This is a genomic window from Ramlibacter albus (genome assembly GCF_014297445.1).
Classification (GTDB): domain Bacteria; phylum Pseudomonadota; class Gammaproteobacteria; order Burkholderiales; family Burkholderiaceae_C; genus Ramlibacter; species Ramlibacter albus.
Genome location: NZ_JACORU010000018.1, coordinates 62,068 through 78,911 on the forward strand (window position 1 = coordinate 62,068; position 16,844 = coordinate 78,911).

The window sequence follows — 16,844 nt, forward strand, 5'->3', positions numbered from 1 at the left end:
GCCCCAAGGAGAAACCTCCATGAAAGAAACCTTCCTCATCGCCCTTCTCGCCACCGCCGGCATCGCCGCCCAGGCCCAGGCCCCGGTGCAGATGCAGCCGCTCGTGCAGCCGGCGCCCAACAGCTTCGTCGACCGCGCCCGCGTGCAGCACGTCGAGCCGCAGTACGAGACCGTGCAGGTTCCGCGCGAGGAATGCGGCAGCCAGTGGGTGACGCAGCAGCAGCCGGCCACCGTGCAGCAAGGCGGCACCAACGTCGGTGGCGCCATCATCGGCGGCGTGGCCGGTGCCATCGTGGGCAACCAGGTCGGCAAGGGCCACGGCAGGGAAGCCGCGACCGCTGCCGGCGCCGTGGTCGGCGCGCTGGCCGGCAACAGCATCGCGAACCGCAACAGCGCGACGACCACCGCGCCCGCCACGTACGAGCAGCGCGAAGTGCGCACCTGCCGCACCGTCATGGATACGCAGCAGCGCACCAACGGCTACCGCGTGACCTACATCTACAACGGCAACGCGTACACGACCGTGATGCGCGAGCAGCCCGGCAACACCATCCCGGTGCGCGTCTCCGTGACGCCGGAGCCGGAGTACTATCGCCGCTGATCCGCGCGAAGGAAGCACTGCAGTGAAAAGCCTCCCGTCCCTCGTCCTCGCCGCCGCGCTGGCGCTTGCCACCGGCGCCGCGCTGGCCAACGTCAGCCGCGACGACGCCGCGGCAGTGGCCCAGCGCGAGACGGGCGGGCGCGTGCTGTCCGTGGACCGTGCCGACATGGGCGGGCGGGCGGTGTGGCGCGTGAAGGTCGTCACGTCGCGCGGCGACGTGCGGGTCGTGCTGGTCGACGTCGCCACCGGGCAAGTCCGCTAGGCGATGCGCCTTCTTCTCATCGAGGACGATGCCGCGCTGCGCCAGGGCCTGGCGCGGCAGCTCGAGGCCGAAGGCTACCGAGTCGACCAGGCGGGCGACGGCGCGGAGGGCCTCTTCCTCGCGCAGGAATACCCGTTCGACCTCGCGATCGTGGACCTCGGCCTGCCGAAAGTGAACGGCCTCACGATCGTGCAGCGGCTGCGCGCCGAAGGGCGCACGATGCCGCTCCTGATCCTCACCGCGCGCAGCAGCTGGCAGGACAAAGTGGCGGGCCTTGAAGCCGGCGCGGACGATTACCTCGTCAAGCCCTTCGAGTACCCCGAGCTCGCGGCACGCGTGAAGGCACTGCTGCGGCGCTCGCTGAAGGCGGCGAGCGACGTGCTCACGCTGGGGCCGGTGGCGATCGATTTCTCAGCGCAAAAGGTGCAGCTCGACGGCGAGCCGCTGGAGCTCACCACTTTCGAGTACCGCCTGCTCGAATACCTCGTGCGCCACCGCGAGTCGGTGGTCGCCAAGCAGGAGCTCTCCGACTACCTCTACCCCCATGGCGACGACCGCGACAGCAACGTGCTGGAAGTGCTGATCGGCCGGCTGCGCCGCAAGCTCGACCCCGAGGGCAAGCTCACGCCGATCGAAACCGTGCGCGGGCGCGGCTACCGTTTCACTTTGGGATGAGCTCCGGCTACAGCATCCGCGCCCGCCTCTTCTTCGGCGCCGCGCTGGTGCTGGTGGCCTTCATCGCCGCGGCCGGCGCCGCCGTGCAGCGTGCCCATACCGACAGCGTGCGCGCCGTCCACTTCGGCCGCTTGCAAGCCACGGTGTACCTGCTGCTCGCGAAGGCCGAGCTCGACGACCAGGGCTCGCTCGTGATGCCCGCGGAGTTCTCCGAGCCGCGGCTGTCGCTGCCGGCGTCGGGCCTCTATGCACGCATCCGCAACATCCGCCGCAACGAGGACTGGCGCTCCGGCTCCAGCGTCGGCGTCGATCCACCCTTCCCGCAGGACGCGCCGCCCGCGCGCGGCGAATGGCGCAACGAGGAGGTGCAGGCCCGCGGGCGCAACTATCTGTCGGTGAGCTACTCGGTGAACTGGGCCGCGGGCTCGACACCTGCGCCGCTCGCGTTGACGGTGATGGAGGACAGCGCCGAGTTCGACCGCGAGATCGCGACGTTCGCGCACACGCTGTGGGCGTGGCTGGGCAGCGCGAGCGTGCTGCTGCTGCTCGCCCAGACGCTGCTGCTGCAGTGGGGGCTCGCGCCGCTGCGGCGCATCTCCGGCGAGGTGGCGCGCATCGAAAGCGGCGAGCAGTCGAAGGTCGAGGGCCGCTACCCGAACGAGATCTCCGGGCTCACGGACAACCTGAACACGCTCATTGCGCAGGAGCGCGTGCGGCAGGCCCGCTACCGCGAGGCGCTGAGTTTCCTCGCGCACAGCCTGAAGACGCCGCTGGCGGTGCTGCGCAACGCCCTCGGCGAGCCGCAGCGCCTGCCCGACGAAGTGCGCCAGCAGGTCGCGCGAATGGACGACATCGTGCAGCACCAGCTCGCGCGCGCGGCGGCGGGCGGTACCTCGAAGTTCGCCCCGCCGATCGCGATCGCGCCCGTGCTGCATCGCCTGCGCGATGCGCTCACCAAGGTGCACGCGCAACGCGGTGTCGAGTTCACGGTGGACGCAGCCCCCGACCTCGCGTTCCGCATCGACGAAGGCGACCTGATGGAGATCGCCGGCAACCTGATGGACAACGCCGGCAAGTGGGCGCACGGGCGCGTCGAGGTGCGCGCCTGGCGCGAAGGTGCGCGCCTGCACCTGAGCGTGGACGACGACGGCCCGGGGTTCAGCGACACGCAGTCGGTGCTTCGGATCCACGTACGCGGCGACGAGCGCGTGCCGGGGCACGGCGTGGGGCTCGCGTCGGTGAACGAGATCGTCGCCAGCCACGATGGCGAGCTCAGGCTCGGCACGTCGCCGGGCCTGCGCGGCGCGCGCGTCGAGGTCGTGCTGCCGGCCTGAGGCCAAGGTCTGCACCCGCGGCGGCGCTGCCGTCGGTATAGCTGCCCTCCGCGTTGCGCGGGCCTAGATTTGCGCAACGGCCCCAAGGAGGACGCAACATGCAACCGGCAGCATTCGCACCCACGGCACCCCACGATCCCGCCGCCCACGGCGTCATCGCGGCAGGGACGCCGCCGCCGGCGCAACTGGTGTTCCGCGTGCCGTCCACGGGTGTGCGGTCCGGCGATGACGAGGCGCTCGCGCCGAGCTTCGAGGAACTCAAGCGCTGCACCTGGGGCACGCACGTCACGGTGATGGGCCAACCCGCCATGTTCAGCCAGGCGGGCCGGGTCGACGGGCGCGAGACGGTGATCGTCGTCGCCGGCCCCAACGCCGTGCTGGCCGGTGCCAGCCGCCACCATGAACCCGCGGGCGGCGGCGACTTCACCTATTGCTTCGACTACGACCGGGCCCAGCTGCAGGTCGGCACGCCGCCCGCAGCCCCGCTGCTGCGCGAGCAGGCGGCGGGGCTGCGGGCCGGCGACTCCGTGCTGGTCCATGGTTGCCCCGCCATGTTCCTGGAGTCGCGCATCCGCGCCGATGAACTCTGGTTGACGCTGCGCGACGCCCCCGGCCAGGAGGCCGCACTGCGCGAGCTCGGTGCCGAGAGCGTGGACGACCGCAAGTGGGGAGCGGTGTGGCGCCTGGTGTGGCGTGCCGGGCTGCAGGTGAGGCTCGTCTCCGCGCGCCTGCCCACGTTCGGCGAACTCGCGAAGCTGCGGCCCGGCACGCAGGTAACGATCGGCGTGGAGGGCATCCCGGGGCGGCTCATGGGCACCCAGATGCGCGATGGCACGCGCCAGTACGTGCTCGTGAAGGCGGCGCCGTGGCTGAGCGTGCACCAGGCCGACAGCCAGCCCGTCGGAGGATCGCGCAGCTGGCTGTATCGCATCCGCTTCCAGGAGGCCGGCCTGCGCCTGGCCGGCGAGAAGGGCGAGCACGCGGCCTGAAGGGCCGCGCCGCGCTTCAGTGGGCGCTCAGCGGGGGAGCGGCGCCCTCACCACCCGCGCCGTACTCGATGCCGAGCCTGCGGATGGCCACCACCGCCTGCGTGCGGTTGACGACGCCCAGCAGGCGGAAGATGGCCGTGAGGTGCGTCTTGACCGTGATTTCGGCCAGGCCAAGGCGCATGCCGATCTCCTTGTTGAAGGGCTCGGACCGGATCGCGGACATCGCGATCGAGAAGCACGAAGCGATCCGCAAGTTCCTGCGGCAGCGGACCGACGAGCACGTCGACTGGGACGACACGCTGCACCAGCTGCGCGTGCTGGCGGGCTGACCGTCATCCCGGGCTCGACCCGGGATCCATGGCTGCGCGCCCGATCTCGAAGTTCGCGAGCCGCTCCAGTGCCCTCACCATCGCCGAGTGATCCCACCCGGCGCCGCCCTGGGCGGCGCAGGCGTTGAACAGCTCCTGAGCGGTGGCGGTGTTGGGCAGCGACACGCCGAGTTGCCGCGCCGCAGCGAGCGCCAGGCCCAGGTCCTTCTGGTGCAGCTGGATGCGGAACCCCGGCTCGAACGTGCGCTTGACCATGCGCTCGCCATGCACCTCCAGCACACGCGACGCCGCGAAGCCGCCGAGCAGCGCCTCTCGCACGCGTGCGGGGTCGGCGCCCGCGCGGGCCGCGAAGACCAGCGCCTCGGCCACGGCCTCGATGTTCAGCGCCACGATGATCTGGTTGGCCACCTTCGCCGTCTGTCCGTCGCCGTTGCCGCCGACGAGCGTGATGTTGCGGCCCATCTTCTCGAAAAGCGGCTTCACGCGTTCGAACACGGCCGGCTCCCCACCAACCATGATCGAGAGCGTGGCATTGCGCGCACCCACCTCGCCGCCGGACACGGGCGCATCGAGGTAGTCCGCGCCGGTGTCTCGGATGCGCTGCGCGAACGCCTTGGTGGCCACGGGCGAGATGGAGCTCATGTCCACCACGACCTTGCCCTTCCCCAGCCCCGCCGCCACGCCGCGTTCGTCGAACAGCACCTTCTCGACGTCCGGCGTGTCGGGCAGCATCAGGAAGATGATGTCCGCACGTTCGGCCACGCCGCGTGGGCTGGTGCACTGCGTGGCCGACGTGTCCGCGATGGCTGCCGGCACCTTGCCGCGCACGTACACGAAGAGCTGGTGGCCCGCGTCGATGAGGTGCCGGCACATGGGCGTGCCCATGATGCCCAGGCCGATGAAACCGAGATTCATGCGCGCCACTCCAGGGTGAGTTCCGTCTGCCGGGTCGGCTTGTATTCGCAGCCGACCCAGCCGGCGTAGCCGATGCGGTCGAGGTGCGCGAAGAGGAAGGGGTAGTTGATCTCGCCCGTGCCGGGTTCGCCCCGGCCGGGGTTGTCCGCCAGCTGCACGTGCGCGATCCGCGGCAGCAGTTGCTGCAGCCTGTTCGCCAGCTCGCCTTCCATGCGCTGCGCGTGGTAGATGTCGAACTGCAGGTACAGGTTGGGGTTCGCCACTTCGTCGATGAGCGCGATGGCCTGCGCGGTGGTCGAGAGCGAGAAGCCGGGGATGTCGAACGTGTTGATCGGCTCGACGAGCAGCTTCACGCCCACTTCGTCCAGCTGGCGCGCGGCAAAGCGAAGGTTGTTCACCAGCGTGCGGTGGGACAACTCCGCACTCGTTCCGGCAGGCGTCTTGCCGCACAGGCAGTTGAGCTGCGGCACGCCGAGCGCCAGCGCATAGCGGATCGCACGCGCGACGCCGTCGCGGAACTCGTCCTCGCGGCGCGGGTCGCAGGCGATGCCACGGTCACCTCGCGCCCAGTCGCCCGCGGGCAGGTTGTGCAGCACGAGCTGCAGCCCGTGCTGGTCGAGCAGTTCGCGGATCACCTCCGGCTCGTGCTCGTACGGGAAGAGGAACTCCACGGCCGCTAAGCCCGCACGCGCGGCACGCTCGAAACGCTCGAGGAACGGCACCTCGTTGAACAGCATCGTCAGGTTGGCGGCAAAGCGCGGCATCACTGCACCTCCGCTTCGGCCATCGGCTCGAACTCGTGCACGGCATCGATCTCCGTGCCCATGGCGATGTTGGTCACGCGTTCGAGCATCACCTCCACCACCACGGGCACTTCGTATTCGGCCATCCACGCCGCGGCCGTGCGCAACGCGGGTGCCAGCTCCTCAGGCCGTTGCACGCGCAACGCCTTGCAGCCGAGGCCCTCGACCACCTTCACATGGTCGACGCCATAGCTGCGCGAGGCCTCGCCCTCCGGCACGTTCATGTTCTCGAACGCGAGCTGCACGCAGTAGTCCATGCCGAAGTTGCGCTGCGCCTGGCGGATCAGGCCGAGGTAGCTGTTGTTCACCACGATGTGCAGGTAGGGCAGGCGGAACTGCGCACCGACGGCCAGTTCCTCCAGCAGGAACTGGAAGTCGTAGTCGCCGGAGATCGCGACGATCCTGCGCTGCGGGTCCGCCGCGCGCACGCCGAGCGCGGCGGGAATCGTCCAGCCCAGGGGCCCGGCCTGCCCGCAGTTGATCCACTGGCGCGGCGCGTAAACGTGCAGGAACTGCGCGGCGGCGATCTGCGACAGCCCGATCGTCGACACGTAGGTCACGTCGCGGCCGAGGCTCTCGTTGAGTGCCTGGTACACGCGATGCGGCTTCATCGGCACGCAGTCGAAGTCGCTGCGGCGACTGTAGCGCGGGTCGTGCTTGCGCGCCTCGCACTCGCCGGCCCACGCGGACCAGTCGCGCAGCTTGCCGGCAGCCTTCCACTCGCGCGCGACCCGGGCGAACAATTCGAGCGCGGCCTTTGCATCCGATGCGATCCCCATGTCCGGCGAGAACACGCGGCCGATCTGCGTGGGCTCGATGTCGACGTGGATGAATCGCCGCCCCTTGCAATACACCTCCGGCGAGCCGGTGTGCCGGTTCGCCCAGCGGTTTCCGATGCCCAGCACGAAATCCGAAGCCAGCATCGTCGCGTTGCCGTACGGGTGGCTCGTCTGCAGCCCCACCATGCCGGCCATCAACCGGTGGTCGTCCGGGATCGCGCCCCAGCCCATGAGCGTGGGGATCACGGGCAGCCCGGCAATCTCTGCGAACTCCACCAGCAAGTCGGAGGCGTCCGCATTGATGATCCCGCCACCTGCCACGATCAAAGGACGCTCGGAGGTGTTCAGCATCGCCAGCGCCTGCTCCACTTGCTTGCGCGTCGCCGCCGGCTTGTACACGGGCAAGGGCTCGTACGTCTCGATGTCGAACTCGATCTCCGCCATCTGCACGTCGAACGGCAGGTCGATCAGCACCGGGCCCGGCCGGCCCGAGCGCATCAGGTGGAAGGCCTGCTGGAACACGCGCGGCACCTGCGCCGGCTCCATCACGGTGACGGCCATCTTGGTCACCGGTTTGGCGATGGCGGCGATGTCCACCGCCTGGAAATCCTCCTTGTGCAGGCGCGCACGCGGTGCCTGCCCCGTGATGCACAGGATCGGGATCGAGTCGGCGCTCGCCGAATACAGCCCGGTAATCATGTCCGTGCCTGCGGGCCCCGACGTGCCGATGCACACGCCGATGTTGCCCGCCTTCGCGCGCGTGTAGCCCTCGGCCATGTGCGAAGCGGCCTCCACGTGGCGCGCCAGCACGTGCGAGATGGTGGCGCGTTCGCGCATCTGCGCATACAGCGGGTTGATGGCGGCGCCGGGCACGCCGAAGGCCTGGCTCACGCCCTCGCGCTCCATCACCAGCACCGCGGCCATCGCGGCCTTCATCCTTGGCATTCGTTCGCTCCTTGTTGCATGCCACCGATTCTTGCGGCACATGCGGCGAAGGGGAACATCAGCGCGGGCGATATGAGCTATTCGCGGCGGGAATGGACTTCCACCATTCGCCCTCGAAGCGCCCCGCAAGGAAGGCGACGAAAGCCTGCACCTTGCCGGGCACGAGCTTGGGCGAGGGGAACACGGCGTGGATCTCCTGCTCGGGCAGGCTGTGGCCGGGCAGCACCGGTTGCAGCGCGCCGGTTTCGAGCGAGTCGCTCGCCACGTACCAGGGCAACGCGGCGATGCCGAGATCGTTACGCGCGGCCGCAACCAGGGCCGACAGATTGTTCGACCGCATGCGTCCCGACACGTTGACGGTCGCCGTGCCGTGCGGTCCCTGCACGCGCCACACATCGTTGCCCTGCACGCTGCTGTACACCAGCGCCGCGTGACGCGAAAGCTCTTCGGGCTTGTGCGGCGCGCCGTGCGCGGCGACATAGCCCGGTGACGCCACCATCAACCACGGGTTCGTGCCGAGATATCGTGCACCCAGGCTCGAATCCGCCAGCTTGCCAAGCCGCAGCGCGACGTCGATCCCCTGCGCCACGAGGTCCGTGTAGCGGTCCTCGAACACAAGGTCCACCTGCAGCTGCGGATGCAGCCGCATGAACTCCAGCACCAGCGGCACGACGACCCGCCGCCCGAACGCCACCGAGCTGCCGACCCGCAGCAGCCCCTGCGCCTGCGCCTGCCGCGTCTGCACGATGCCATCGGCCTCCTCCACCTCGCGCAGGATCGTCTTGCACTTTTCGTAGAAGAGCGCGCCCGCCTCCGTGAGGCTGGCCCCGCGCGTGTTGCGGTTGAGCAGGCGCGCCTTCAGCCGCTCCTCCAGCACCGCCACCTGCTTGGTGGCCGTGCTCTGCGTGATGTTGAACTCGCGCGCCGCCTGCGAGAAGCTGCCCGTCTCGACGACGCGGACGAACACCTCCATCGCATGCAGGCGGTCCATGCGTCAGTGCGGCCGGTCGGCCGGCTCCGCGGTGGATTGCAGGTACACCATCGCCGCGGCCGTGCCGCTGGCGCGCAGCTTCACGCCGGCCATGTTCAGGCCCATTTCGCAGCCCGAGAGCGTGGCCATCAGCGCGAGGTCGTTGCACTCGCCGAGGTGGCCGATGCGGAACATGCGGCCCTTCACCTTGCCAAGGCCGGCGCCGAGCGACATGTTGAAGCAGCGGTAGATGATGCGGCGCACGTTGTCCGCGTCCACGCCTTCAGGCATGACCACGCCCGTGAGCACCGGCGAATACACCGCCGGGTCCGCGCACTGGATCTCCAGCCCCCACGCGTTGACGGCGCGGCGGCAGGCTTCGGCCAGGCGGTTGTGGCGGGTGAACACTTTCTCCAGTCCTTCGGCCTCGATCATCTCGATGGCTTCGGCCAGCGCGTACAGCAGGTTCGTATTGGGGGTATACGGGAAATAGCCTGTGCGGTTCATCTCCAGCATCTCGTCCCAGGCCCAGAAGGCCTTCGGCAGCTTTGCCGACTGGCTCGCCTCGATCGCCTTGGGCGACAGCGCATTGAAGCTGATGCCGGGCGGCAGCATCAGGCCCTTCTGCGAGCCGCTCACCGTGACATCCACGCCCCACTCGTCGTGGCGGTAGTCGGCACATGCGAGGCCCGAGATCGTGTCCACGAGCAGCAGCGCGGGATGCTTCGCCGCGTCGATCGCGCGGCGCACCGCGGCGATGTCGGAGGTGACGCCGGTGGAGGTTTCGTTGTGCACGACACAGACCGCCTTGATCGTGTGGTTGCGGTCGGCCTTCAACCGCTCCTCGATCATCGGCGCCTGCACGCCGTGGCGCCAGCCTTCGATGCCGGGCAGCCCGAGGAACTCGGGCTTCAACCCGAGGCGCGTGGCCAGCTTGTTCCACAGTGTCGCGAAGTGGCCGGTCTCGTACATCAGCACCGAGTCGCCGGGCGAGAGCGTGTTCGCGAGCGCGGCTTCCCACGCGCCGGTCCCGGACGCCGGGTAGATCACGACCGGATGCTTCGTCTTGAAGATGCGCTGGATGCCCGCGAGCACCTGCAGGCCCAATGCGCCGAACTCGGGGCCGCGGTGGTCGATGGTGGGGTACGACATCGCGCGCAGCAGGCGGTCCGGCACGGGCGACGGGCCGGGGATCTGCAGGAAGTGGCGGCCGGCGGGGTGGAAGTTCAGGTTCAGCATTGGTGGTTTGTCTCCTCGGGTGGTGTGGCACCGCGTCACCCCGGGCTCGACCCGGGGTCCATGGTGAAGTGTCGAAACGCGGGCATGGATCCCGGGTCGAGCCCGGGATGACAAGCCCGGCTACTTGAAGATCGCCTCGAGGTCCGCGTCGCCGTTGCTGTTGTCCAGCTTCAGGCTGCCCTCGATGTGGTCCAGGTGGTCCAGCATCAGCTTCTCGGCGCGGGCGCGGTCTTTCTTCGCCACCGCGTCGACGATCCTCTCGTGCTCGTCGTTCCGGCAGCTCTGCGCCGTGGGCGCGTCGTAGAGAAAGATCGTCAGGCACGTGAGCATGCACAGCTCGCGCATGCTGCGCGCCAGCGCCGAATTGCCCGCGAGCTCCGCCACCAGCGTGTGGAACTCGCCCGACAGGCGAATGACCGCACGCTTGTCGTTGCGGCGGTGCGCGTCGGCCTCCAGCTCGGTGTGCTGGCGCAGCCGGTTCACCTTGTCCGGCGTGATCGTCTCGATCAGCCGCTTGAGCACCGCGGGCTCGATCAGCCTGCGCGCTTCGAACACGTCGCGCGCCTGTTCGGTCGTCGGCTTGGCCACGTAGGCGCCGCGCTGCGGGAACAGCTCCACGATCTGCTCGTGCGCCAGGCGCGCCAGCACCTCGCGGATGCGCGCGCGGCTCACGCCGAAGATCTCCGCCATGCGCTCCTCGCCCAGCTTGGTGCCGGGGTGCAGGCGATGCTCGAGGATGGCGACGTAGATCCGCTCGTAGATCTCGTCGACGCTCTTCTCGCGGTCGTTGCGGGGGGCGGGTTCGGCGGCGGCTTTGCGCGCTTTGGCGGGCATGGAGGAAGGTGAACGGCGGACGGAGGCCATTCTATCGGCGGTGTGCGAGTGCTCGTGCTCGTGCGCGTGGTCGTGCGCGTTGCGGGCGTTCAGGACCATTGGAACAGCTCCCCCCAGCCTTTGACCTGCGCGGGTGAAGCGCCGGCGGCGCGCAGCAGGCCCCACACCGTAGTGCTCACCGTGTCCAGCAGCGGGATCCCGAGCGAACGTTCCACTTCATCGGCCAGCGTCGCGGCGCGCAGGTTGGTGCAGAAAGTGGTGATGGCCTGCGGCTTCGCCTCGGCCACTTCACCCATCAGCGAACGCAGTTGCCGCGGCTCCACGCCCGCGAATGCGTGGTTCACGCTGATGCCCAGGTGCCGCTCGGCCACCACTTCGATGCCGATCGAAGCGTAGTTGGCCACGATGCGCTGCTGCACGTCGGGCGTGTAGGGCGTGACCAGCGCCAGCCTCTTGACGCCACGGATGCGCAGCAGCTCATTGAGGGCCAGCACCGCCGTCGTCGCGACGATGCCGGTGCGCTCCTCGATGCGCTCGCACAAACGCAGGTCCGCGTCGAAGCCCAGCCAGCCCGACGAGGTACCGCTCCAGCCGATGGCGTCGACCTTCGCGTCCGCCAACAGTTCGGCCGCCGCCAGGATCTTGCTGTCGTCGAACTGGCCCAGCGCCTGCGCGGACAGGCCGATCTCGGTGACCCTGAATCGGGAGAAGTGCGCGCTCGCGCCGGGCACCGCGGCCACCAGGGCCGACGTCAGCGGCTCCAGCGCCGTGTTGGAGGAAGGGGTGAGCACCCCCAGGCGGATCGGGTTCATGGCGCAAGTATGGCGCGGGCGGCCGAAACGATTACACAGGATTTTGTCAAAACTGTCGACATCAGTGTAAACACCAAAGGTGGTACTTTGGCGTCTCGTCGATAGTTGCTCCATCGAACTTTCTTCAACAATGTTGTCGACAATTCTGTAGAAGCCTGGAGTTTCCCCTTGACAGACACCCCATTCGACCTGGTCGTGCGCAACGCCCTTGTCGCCACCGCTGCCGACACCTTCCCCGCCGACATCGGGATCCGCGGCGGCCGCATCGTGCAGCTGGGCGAAGGCCTGGGCGCCGGCGCGAAGGAGATCGACGCCGCCGGCCGCGTGGTCACGCCCGGCGGCGTCGACGCGCACTGCCACCTCGACCAGCCCATGGAGCCGCCCGTGCGCATGGCCGACGGTTTCGACAGCGGCACGCGCTCGGCCGCGTGCGGCGGCACCACCACCGTCATCCCGTTCGCCGCGCAGGCCAAGGGCCAGTCGCTGCGCGCCGCCGTGCTGGACTACCACTCGCGCAGCGAGGGCCGCGCCCATGTGGACTACGCCTTCCACCTGATCGTGAGCGACCCCACGCCCACGGTGCTGAAGGAGGAACTCCCCTCGCTCATCGCCGAGGGCTACACGTCGTTCAAGATCTACATGACCTACGACGACCTGAAGCTGGACGATGGCCAGGTCCTCGACGTGCTCGACATCGCGCGCGAGCACGGCGCCATGGCGATGATCCACGCCGAGAACGCCGATTGCATCGAGTGGCTGACGAAGCGGCTCGAAGCCGCGGGCCGCACCGCGCCGCGCTACCACGCGCACGCGCGGCCGATGCTCGTGGAGCGCGAGGCCACGCACCGCGCGATCGCGCTGTCGCAGCTGGTCGACGTGCCCATCCTCATCGTGCACGTCTCCGGGCGCGAAGCCGTCGAGCAGATCCGCTGGGCACGCGGCCACGGCCTGCAGGTCTACGCCGAGACGTGCCCCCAGTACCTCTTCCTCACCGCCGAAGACCTCGGCATCGACGACAGCTACCACGGCGCCAAGTGCGTGTGCAGCCCGCCGCCGCGCGACAAGGCCAACCAGGAAGTGATCTGGGACGGCCTGGCCGACGGCCTGTTCACCGTGTTCTCCTCCGACCATGCACCCTTCAAGTTCGATTCGCCCGAAGGCAAGAAGCCCGAGGGCAAGGAGGTGCCGTTCCGCCACATCCCGAACGGAATCCCCGGCATCGAGACGCGCATGCCGCTGCTCTATTCCGAAGGCGTGCTGGGCGGCCGCATCTCGCTCAACAAGTTCGTCGAGCTCACCGCCACCAACCCCGCCAAGGCCTACGGCCTGCATCCGCGCAAGGGCACGATCGCCGTCGGCGCCGACGCCGACCTCGTGATCTGGCAGGAAGGCGAGCGCACGATCCGCAACGCCGACCTGCACCACGACGTCGACTACACGCCGTACGAAGGCCAGCGCGTGAAGGCGTGGCCCGCGATGACGCTGTCGCGCGGCGACGTCATCTGGGACGGCACGAACTTCACATCGAAGACGGGCCGCGGCAAGTTCCTGCGCTGCGGCGTGCCCACGCTGCAGCCGCGCCGGAGGCACGGGTGAAGCTTCTCCTCGTCAACCCGAACATCTCCGGCAGCGTGTCGGACCTGATCGCGAACGAGGCGATGCGCGCCGCATCGCCGGGCACGCAGGTCGAAGTGGTCACCGCACCCTTCGGTGTCGCGTACATCGAGACGCGCTTCGAGGCGCTCATCGGCGCGTACGCGGCGGCGCAGCTTGCCGCCGAACACCACGAGCGATTCGACGCGCTCGTCGTCGCCGCGTTCGGCGACCCGGGCCTCGCAGGGTTGCGCGAAGCCCTGCCAATCCCCGTGACTGGCATGACGGAGGCAGCGCTCGCCACCGCGCACCTGCTGGGCCACCGCATCTCCATCATCGCGATTTCGCAACGCATCCAGGCGTGGTACCGCGAAGTGGTGGAAGCCTACGGCTTCGGCTCCCGCCTCGCCAGCATCCGCGCGCTCGACCGCCCCATCTCCGCCATCGGCGGCGTGCAGCAGGAGCATGCCGATGCATTGCAGTCACTGGCACAGCGAGCCGTCGAGGAAGACGGCGCCGACGTGATCGTGCTCGCCGGCGCCCCGCTCGCCGGCCTCGCGCGTTCGCTCGAAGGCCGGCTCCCCGTTCCCGTGGTGGACGGCGTCTCCAGCGCCGTGCGCCATGCCGAAACCCTGGTCGCGCTCAAGCCCGGCCGCGCGCGCGCCGGCAGTTTCGCGCCACCGCCCGCCAAACCGAATCAAGGGCTCGCGCCCGAGATGCAAAAGCTTCTCTCCCTCCACAACCACCCCTGAAACAAGGAGCCGTCATGTCCTTCACCCGCCTAGTCACCCTGGCTGCAGTCACGGCCGCCGTCCTCGCAGGCGCGCCCGCGCTCGCGCAGGACCGCATCAAGATGAAAGCCATCGGCCAGCCGCTGGCCACGGGCCTCATCCAGAAGAACAAGGAGCAGCCCTTCTTCGAGAACTTCGCCGCGAAGACCGGCCTGCCCATCGACGTCGATTACAAGCCGATCGACACGCTCGGCGTGAAGGACACCGAGCAGCTGCGCGTCATGAAGGCGGGCCTGTTCGACATCGTGTCGCTGCGCGTCTCGCAGAACTCGCGCGACGAGCCCACCATCCTCGGGCTGGACCTCGTGGGTGCCTCGCCCGACTACGCCACGGGCAAGAAGGTGGCCAAGGCCTACTTCGACACCATCGACGCGCGCCTGCAGCAGCAGTTCCAGGTGAAGCTGCTGGGTGTGTGGCCGTTCGGGCCGCAGATCCTGTTCTGCAAGAAGCCCATCACCAAACTGGCCGACGTCAAGGGCATGAAGGTGCGCGTGTACGACCAGAACCTCGCCAAGTTCATCGAGCTGGTCGGCGGCACGCCGGTGCCGGTGTCGTTCGCCGACACGCACCAGTCGCTGTCGCTCGGCGTGGTGGACTGCGCCATCACCGGCCCCAGCTCCGCCAACTCCGCCGGCTGGCCCGAAGTGACGACGCACCAGCTGCCCATCGGCTTCCAGATGGCCCTGAACGGCTATGCGATGACGCTCAAGGCGTGGAACTCGCTCAAACCCGACCAGCAGGCCAAGCTCAAGGCCGCGTTCGAAGCGCAGACCGAGGAGATCTGGAAGTACTCCGAGGAGCTGTTCCAGGACGCGCTGAACTGCAACGCCGGCAAGGACCCTTGCACCACCGGCAAGAAGTACAAGCTGGTCAACGTGCCGGTCACACCCGCCGACCTCGACCTCGTTCGCAGCGCCGTCAGCAAGGTGTCGCTGCCCGCCTGGGCCGAGGTTTGCGACAAGTCCAACGCCAGCTGCTCGCAGAAATGGCACGCCACGGTCGCACCGGTCCTGGGGCTGAAGTGAACACCGCCTTGAACGACAACCTCGTGGCGGGCGCGGCGAGCGCCGCGAAGCCCGCCGTGTCCACGAAGGACCACATCGAATCGGCCCTGGCCACCGTGTTCGGCCTCATCTTCGTCGGGCTCGCATGCCTGGTGACGGTGGAGACGATCTCGCGCAAGGTGTTCAACGTCTCGCTGCAGGGCGCGGACGAGCTCGGCGGCTACGCGCTGGCCGTGGGCTCCACCATCGCCTTCAGCCTGGCGCTGATGGGGCGCAACCACATCCGCGTGGACGTGTTCCATGAGCTGCTGCCGAAGAAAGTCCAGTCCTTCATGAACTGGTTCGCGATCGTCTCGCTCGCCGCGTTCTCGGTGTTCATCTCCGTCGTGGCCTTCAAGGTGATCGCCGACACGCTGCAATACCGCAGCACCGCGCAGACGCCGTGGGCCACGCCGCTGATCTGGCCGCAGGGCGTGTGGTACGCGGGGCTCGTGATCTTCGCGCTGGTGGCCTGCGGCTATGCGTTGCGCGCCACGGGGCTGCTGCTCACCGGCCGCACGGACGTCCTCAACCGCGACTTCCACCCGAAGAGCGCGAAGGAAGAACTGAAGGAAGAACTCGACGACCTCGCCCAGCGCCAGGCCGTGGAGCAAGGAGCGAAGCCATGAACGTCGGCATGATTTCCCTCGCGTTCGTCGCGATGCTCGCCATGATGCTGGTCGGCATGCCGATCGCCACCTCGATGGCGGTGATCGGCATCGTCGGCGGCATCGCCGCCTACGGCACGCCGTTCCTCGACTCGATCGCGCCGGTGGTGTGGGGCGTGCAGAACGAGAACCTGCTCACCTCCATCCCGCTGTTCGTGCTGCTGGGCGAGCTGCTGCTGCGCTCGGGCATCGCGGACCGGATGTACGTGGCGCTGTCGGCCTGGCTCGGGCGCATGCCCGGCGGGCTGCTGCACACCAACATCGGCAGCTGCGCGCTGTTCGCCGCGACCTCCGGGTCGTCGGTGGCCACCGCGGCGACGATCGGCACCGTGGCGCTGCCCTCGCTGCAGAAGCGAGGCTACCCGATGCGCGCCTCGCTCGGCTCGCTCGCGGCCGGCGGCACGCTGGGCATCCTGATCCCGCCTTCGGTCAACATGATCGTGTACGGCTCGCTCACCAACAACTCCATCGGCAAGCTGTTCATCGCGGGCATCATCCCCGGGCTGCTGCTCACGGGCTGCTTCATGTTGTGGATCTACATCTCCAACGTGGCCAGCGGCAACCCCATCCGCGAACCCGCCGTGCCGATGGCCGAGCGCATCCGCACGCTCAGCTACCTGATCGCGCCGCTGGTGGTGTTCGGCATCGTGATGGGCAGCCTCTATTTCGGCATCGCCACGGCGACCGAAAGCGCGGCGCTCGGCGTGATGGCGGCGCTGTTCTTCGTCTGGCAATCGGGCAAGTTCACGTGGGAGGTGATGCGCACCTGCTTCATCTCCACGGCGCGGGTGAGCGGCATGATCCTGCTGATCATCACGGCGGCGTTCATCCTCAACCTCGCCATCAGCCTCACCGGCGTGGCCGAGGCGATGACGAAGTGGGTGGCGGGCCTGGGCCTCTCGGCGACGGGGCTGATCCTCGCGCTGATCGTGTTCTACCTGATCCTGGGCATGTTCATGGACGTGCTGTCGATGCAGGTGGCGACGATCCCGATCACCTACCCGATCGCCACCGCGCTGGGCGTGGACCCGATCTGGTTCGGCATCTTCATCGTGCTGATGTGCGAGCTGGGGCTGATCACGCCGCCCGTGGGCATGAACCTGTTCGTGGTGCACGGCATCCGCCCGGACAAGGGCGGCATCGAGGACGCGATCTGGGGCGCACTGCCCTACGCGATCATCATGATCCTGTTCACGCTGCTGCTGATGGCCGTGCCCGCCCTCGTGACGTGGTTGCCGGCGCACATGTGAGGAGAATGAGGC

General features: G+C 68.7%; 19 protein-coding genes. 11 read left to right on the top strand and 8 right to left on the bottom strand.

Annotated elements, in window-relative coordinates:
* Window positions 1-19 precede the first annotated feature (19 nt).
* The 5 genes from H8R02_RS28915 (at window position 20) to H8R02_RS28935 (ending at window position 3,861) form a co-directional block, all read left to right on the top strand.
* Window positions 20-601 carry a glycine zipper 2TM domain-containing protein gene (locus tag H8R02_RS28915; protein ID WP_187085319.1) on the top strand — a complete coding sequence of 194 codons (582 nt, stop codon included), beginning with the start codon at window positions 20-22 and terminating at the stop codon, window positions 599-601.
* Window positions 602-623: 22 nt separating this feature from the next.
* Window positions 624-863 carry a PepSY domain-containing protein gene (locus H8R02_RS28920; protein ID WP_187085321.1) on the top strand — a complete coding sequence of 80 codons (240 nt, stop codon included), beginning with the start codon at window positions 624-626 and terminating at the stop codon, window positions 861-863.
* A gap of 3 nt (window positions 864-866) precedes the next feature.
* Window positions 867-1,538: a response regulator transcription factor gene (locus H8R02_RS28925; RefSeq protein WP_187085323.1), complete on the top strand. Its 672-nt coding sequence runs from the start codon at window positions 867-869 to the stop codon at window positions 1,536-1,538.
* Window positions 1,535-2,872 (top strand): ATP-binding protein, encoded by a 1,338-nt coding sequence (locus tag H8R02_RS28930; RefSeq protein WP_187085325.1) that lies wholly within the window; start codon window positions 1,535-1,537, stop codon window positions 2,870-2,872. The genes H8R02_RS28925 and H8R02_RS28930 overlap by 4 nt, the downstream gene beginning before the upstream one ends.
* A 98-nt stretch (window positions 2,873-2,970) precedes the next feature.
* The gene (locus tag H8R02_RS28935) at window positions 2,971-3,861 is read left to right on the top strand and encodes a hypothetical protein (RefSeq protein WP_187085327.1); all 891 of its coding nucleotides are present in this window, start codon (window positions 2,971-2,973) and stop codon (window positions 3,859-3,861) included.
* Window positions 3,862-3,877: 16 nt separating this feature from the next.
* On the opposite strand, the gene H8R02_RS28940 is transcribed toward H8R02_RS28935, so the two are convergent.
* Complete coding sequence (locus H8R02_RS28940) at window positions 3,878-4,042, bottom strand: LuxR C-terminal-related transcriptional regulator (RefSeq protein WP_255429625.1); 165 nt, start codon at window positions 4,040-4,042, stop codon at window positions 3,878-3,880.
* Between H8R02_RS28940 and H8R02_RS28945 the strand changes: the two genes are divergently transcribed.
* On the top strand, window positions 4,041-4,190 hold the full coding sequence (locus H8R02_RS28945) for a hypothetical protein (protein WP_187085389.1): 150 nt from the start codon (window positions 4,041-4,043) through the stop codon (window positions 4,188-4,190). The genes H8R02_RS28940 and H8R02_RS28945 overlap by 2 nt on opposite strands.
* Window positions 4,191-4,193: 3 nt before the next feature.
* Here H8R02_RS28945 and glxR read toward each other — a convergent pair whose 3' ends face one another.
* The 7 genes from glxR to H8R02_RS28980 form a co-directional block, all read right to left on the bottom strand.
* Window positions 4,194-5,105, bottom strand: a complete 912-nt coding sequence (gene glxR / locus H8R02_RS28950) for a 2-hydroxy-3-oxopropionate reductase (protein WP_187085331.1) — start codon at window positions 5,103-5,105, stop codon at window positions 4,194-4,196.
* A complete protein-coding gene (hyi, locus tag H8R02_RS28955) occupies window positions 5,102-5,869 on the bottom strand; it encodes a hydroxypyruvate isomerase (RefSeq protein ID WP_187085333.1) in 768 nt (255 codons plus the stop codon). The genes glxR and hyi overlap by 4 nt, the downstream gene beginning before the upstream one ends.
* Window positions 5,869-7,632, bottom strand: coding sequence for a glyoxylate carboligase (gene gcl, locus H8R02_RS28960; RefSeq protein ID WP_187085335.1), 1,764 nt, complete (start codon window positions 7,630-7,632; stop codon window positions 5,869-5,871). Before gcl ends, hyi begins: the two co-directional genes overlap by 1 nt.
* 58 nt (window positions 7,633-7,690) lie before the next feature.
* Window positions 7,691-8,623 (bottom strand): LysR family transcriptional regulator, encoded by a 933-nt coding sequence (locus H8R02_RS28965; protein ID WP_187085337.1) that lies wholly within the window; start codon window positions 8,621-8,623, stop codon window positions 7,691-7,693.
* Between the two features lie 3 nt (window positions 8,624-8,626).
* Window positions 8,627-9,841 carry a pyridoxal-phosphate-dependent aminotransferase family protein gene (locus H8R02_RS28970; protein ID WP_187085339.1) on the bottom strand — a complete coding sequence of 405 codons (1,215 nt, stop codon included), beginning with the start codon at window positions 9,839-9,841 and terminating at the stop codon, window positions 8,627-8,629.
* Window positions 9,842-9,961: 120 nt separating this feature from the next.
* A complete protein-coding gene (locus H8R02_RS28975) occupies window positions 9,962-10,675 on the bottom strand; it encodes a GntR family transcriptional regulator (RefSeq protein WP_187085387.1) in 714 nt (237 codons plus the stop codon).
* Between the two features lie 89 nt (window positions 10,676-10,764).
* Complete coding sequence (locus tag H8R02_RS28980; protein ID WP_187085341.1) at window positions 10,765-11,487, bottom strand: maleate cis-trans isomerase family protein; 723 nt, start codon at window positions 11,485-11,487, stop codon at window positions 10,765-10,767.
* A gap of 168 nt (window positions 11,488-11,655) precedes the next feature.
* Here H8R02_RS28980 and hydA point away from each other — a divergent pair, with 168 nt between their 5' ends.
* The 5 genes from hydA to H8R02_RS29005 are packed head-to-tail and all read left to right on the top strand — an operon-like array spanning window position 11,656 to window position 16,832.
* The gene (gene hydA / locus H8R02_RS28985; protein WP_187085343.1) at window positions 11,656-13,083 is read left to right on the top strand and encodes a dihydropyrimidinase; all 1,428 of its coding nucleotides are present in this window, start codon (window positions 11,656-11,658) and stop codon (window positions 13,081-13,083) included.
* Entirely contained in the window at window positions 13,080-13,832 is a 753-nt protein-coding gene (locus H8R02_RS28990; RefSeq protein WP_187085345.1) for an aspartate/glutamate racemase family protein, read from the top strand. The genes hydA and H8R02_RS28990 overlap by 4 nt, the downstream gene beginning before the upstream one ends.
* Window positions 13,833-13,846: 14 nt before the next feature.
* Window positions 13,847-14,896 (top strand): TRAP transporter substrate-binding protein, encoded by a 1,050-nt coding sequence (locus H8R02_RS28995; protein ID WP_187085347.1) that lies wholly within the window; start codon window positions 13,847-13,849, stop codon window positions 14,894-14,896.
* A complete protein-coding gene (locus H8R02_RS29000) occupies window positions 14,893-15,543 on the top strand; it encodes a TRAP transporter small permease subunit (protein WP_354004994.1) in 651 nt (216 codons plus the stop codon). Before H8R02_RS28995 ends, H8R02_RS29000 begins: the two co-directional genes overlap by 4 nt.
* Window positions 15,540-16,832 (top strand): TRAP transporter large permease, encoded by a 1,293-nt coding sequence (locus H8R02_RS29005; protein ID WP_187085351.1) that lies wholly within the window; start codon window positions 15,540-15,542, stop codon window positions 16,830-16,832. Before H8R02_RS29000 ends, H8R02_RS29005 begins: the two co-directional genes overlap by 4 nt.
* Window positions 16,833-16,844: the final 12 nt, after the last annotated feature.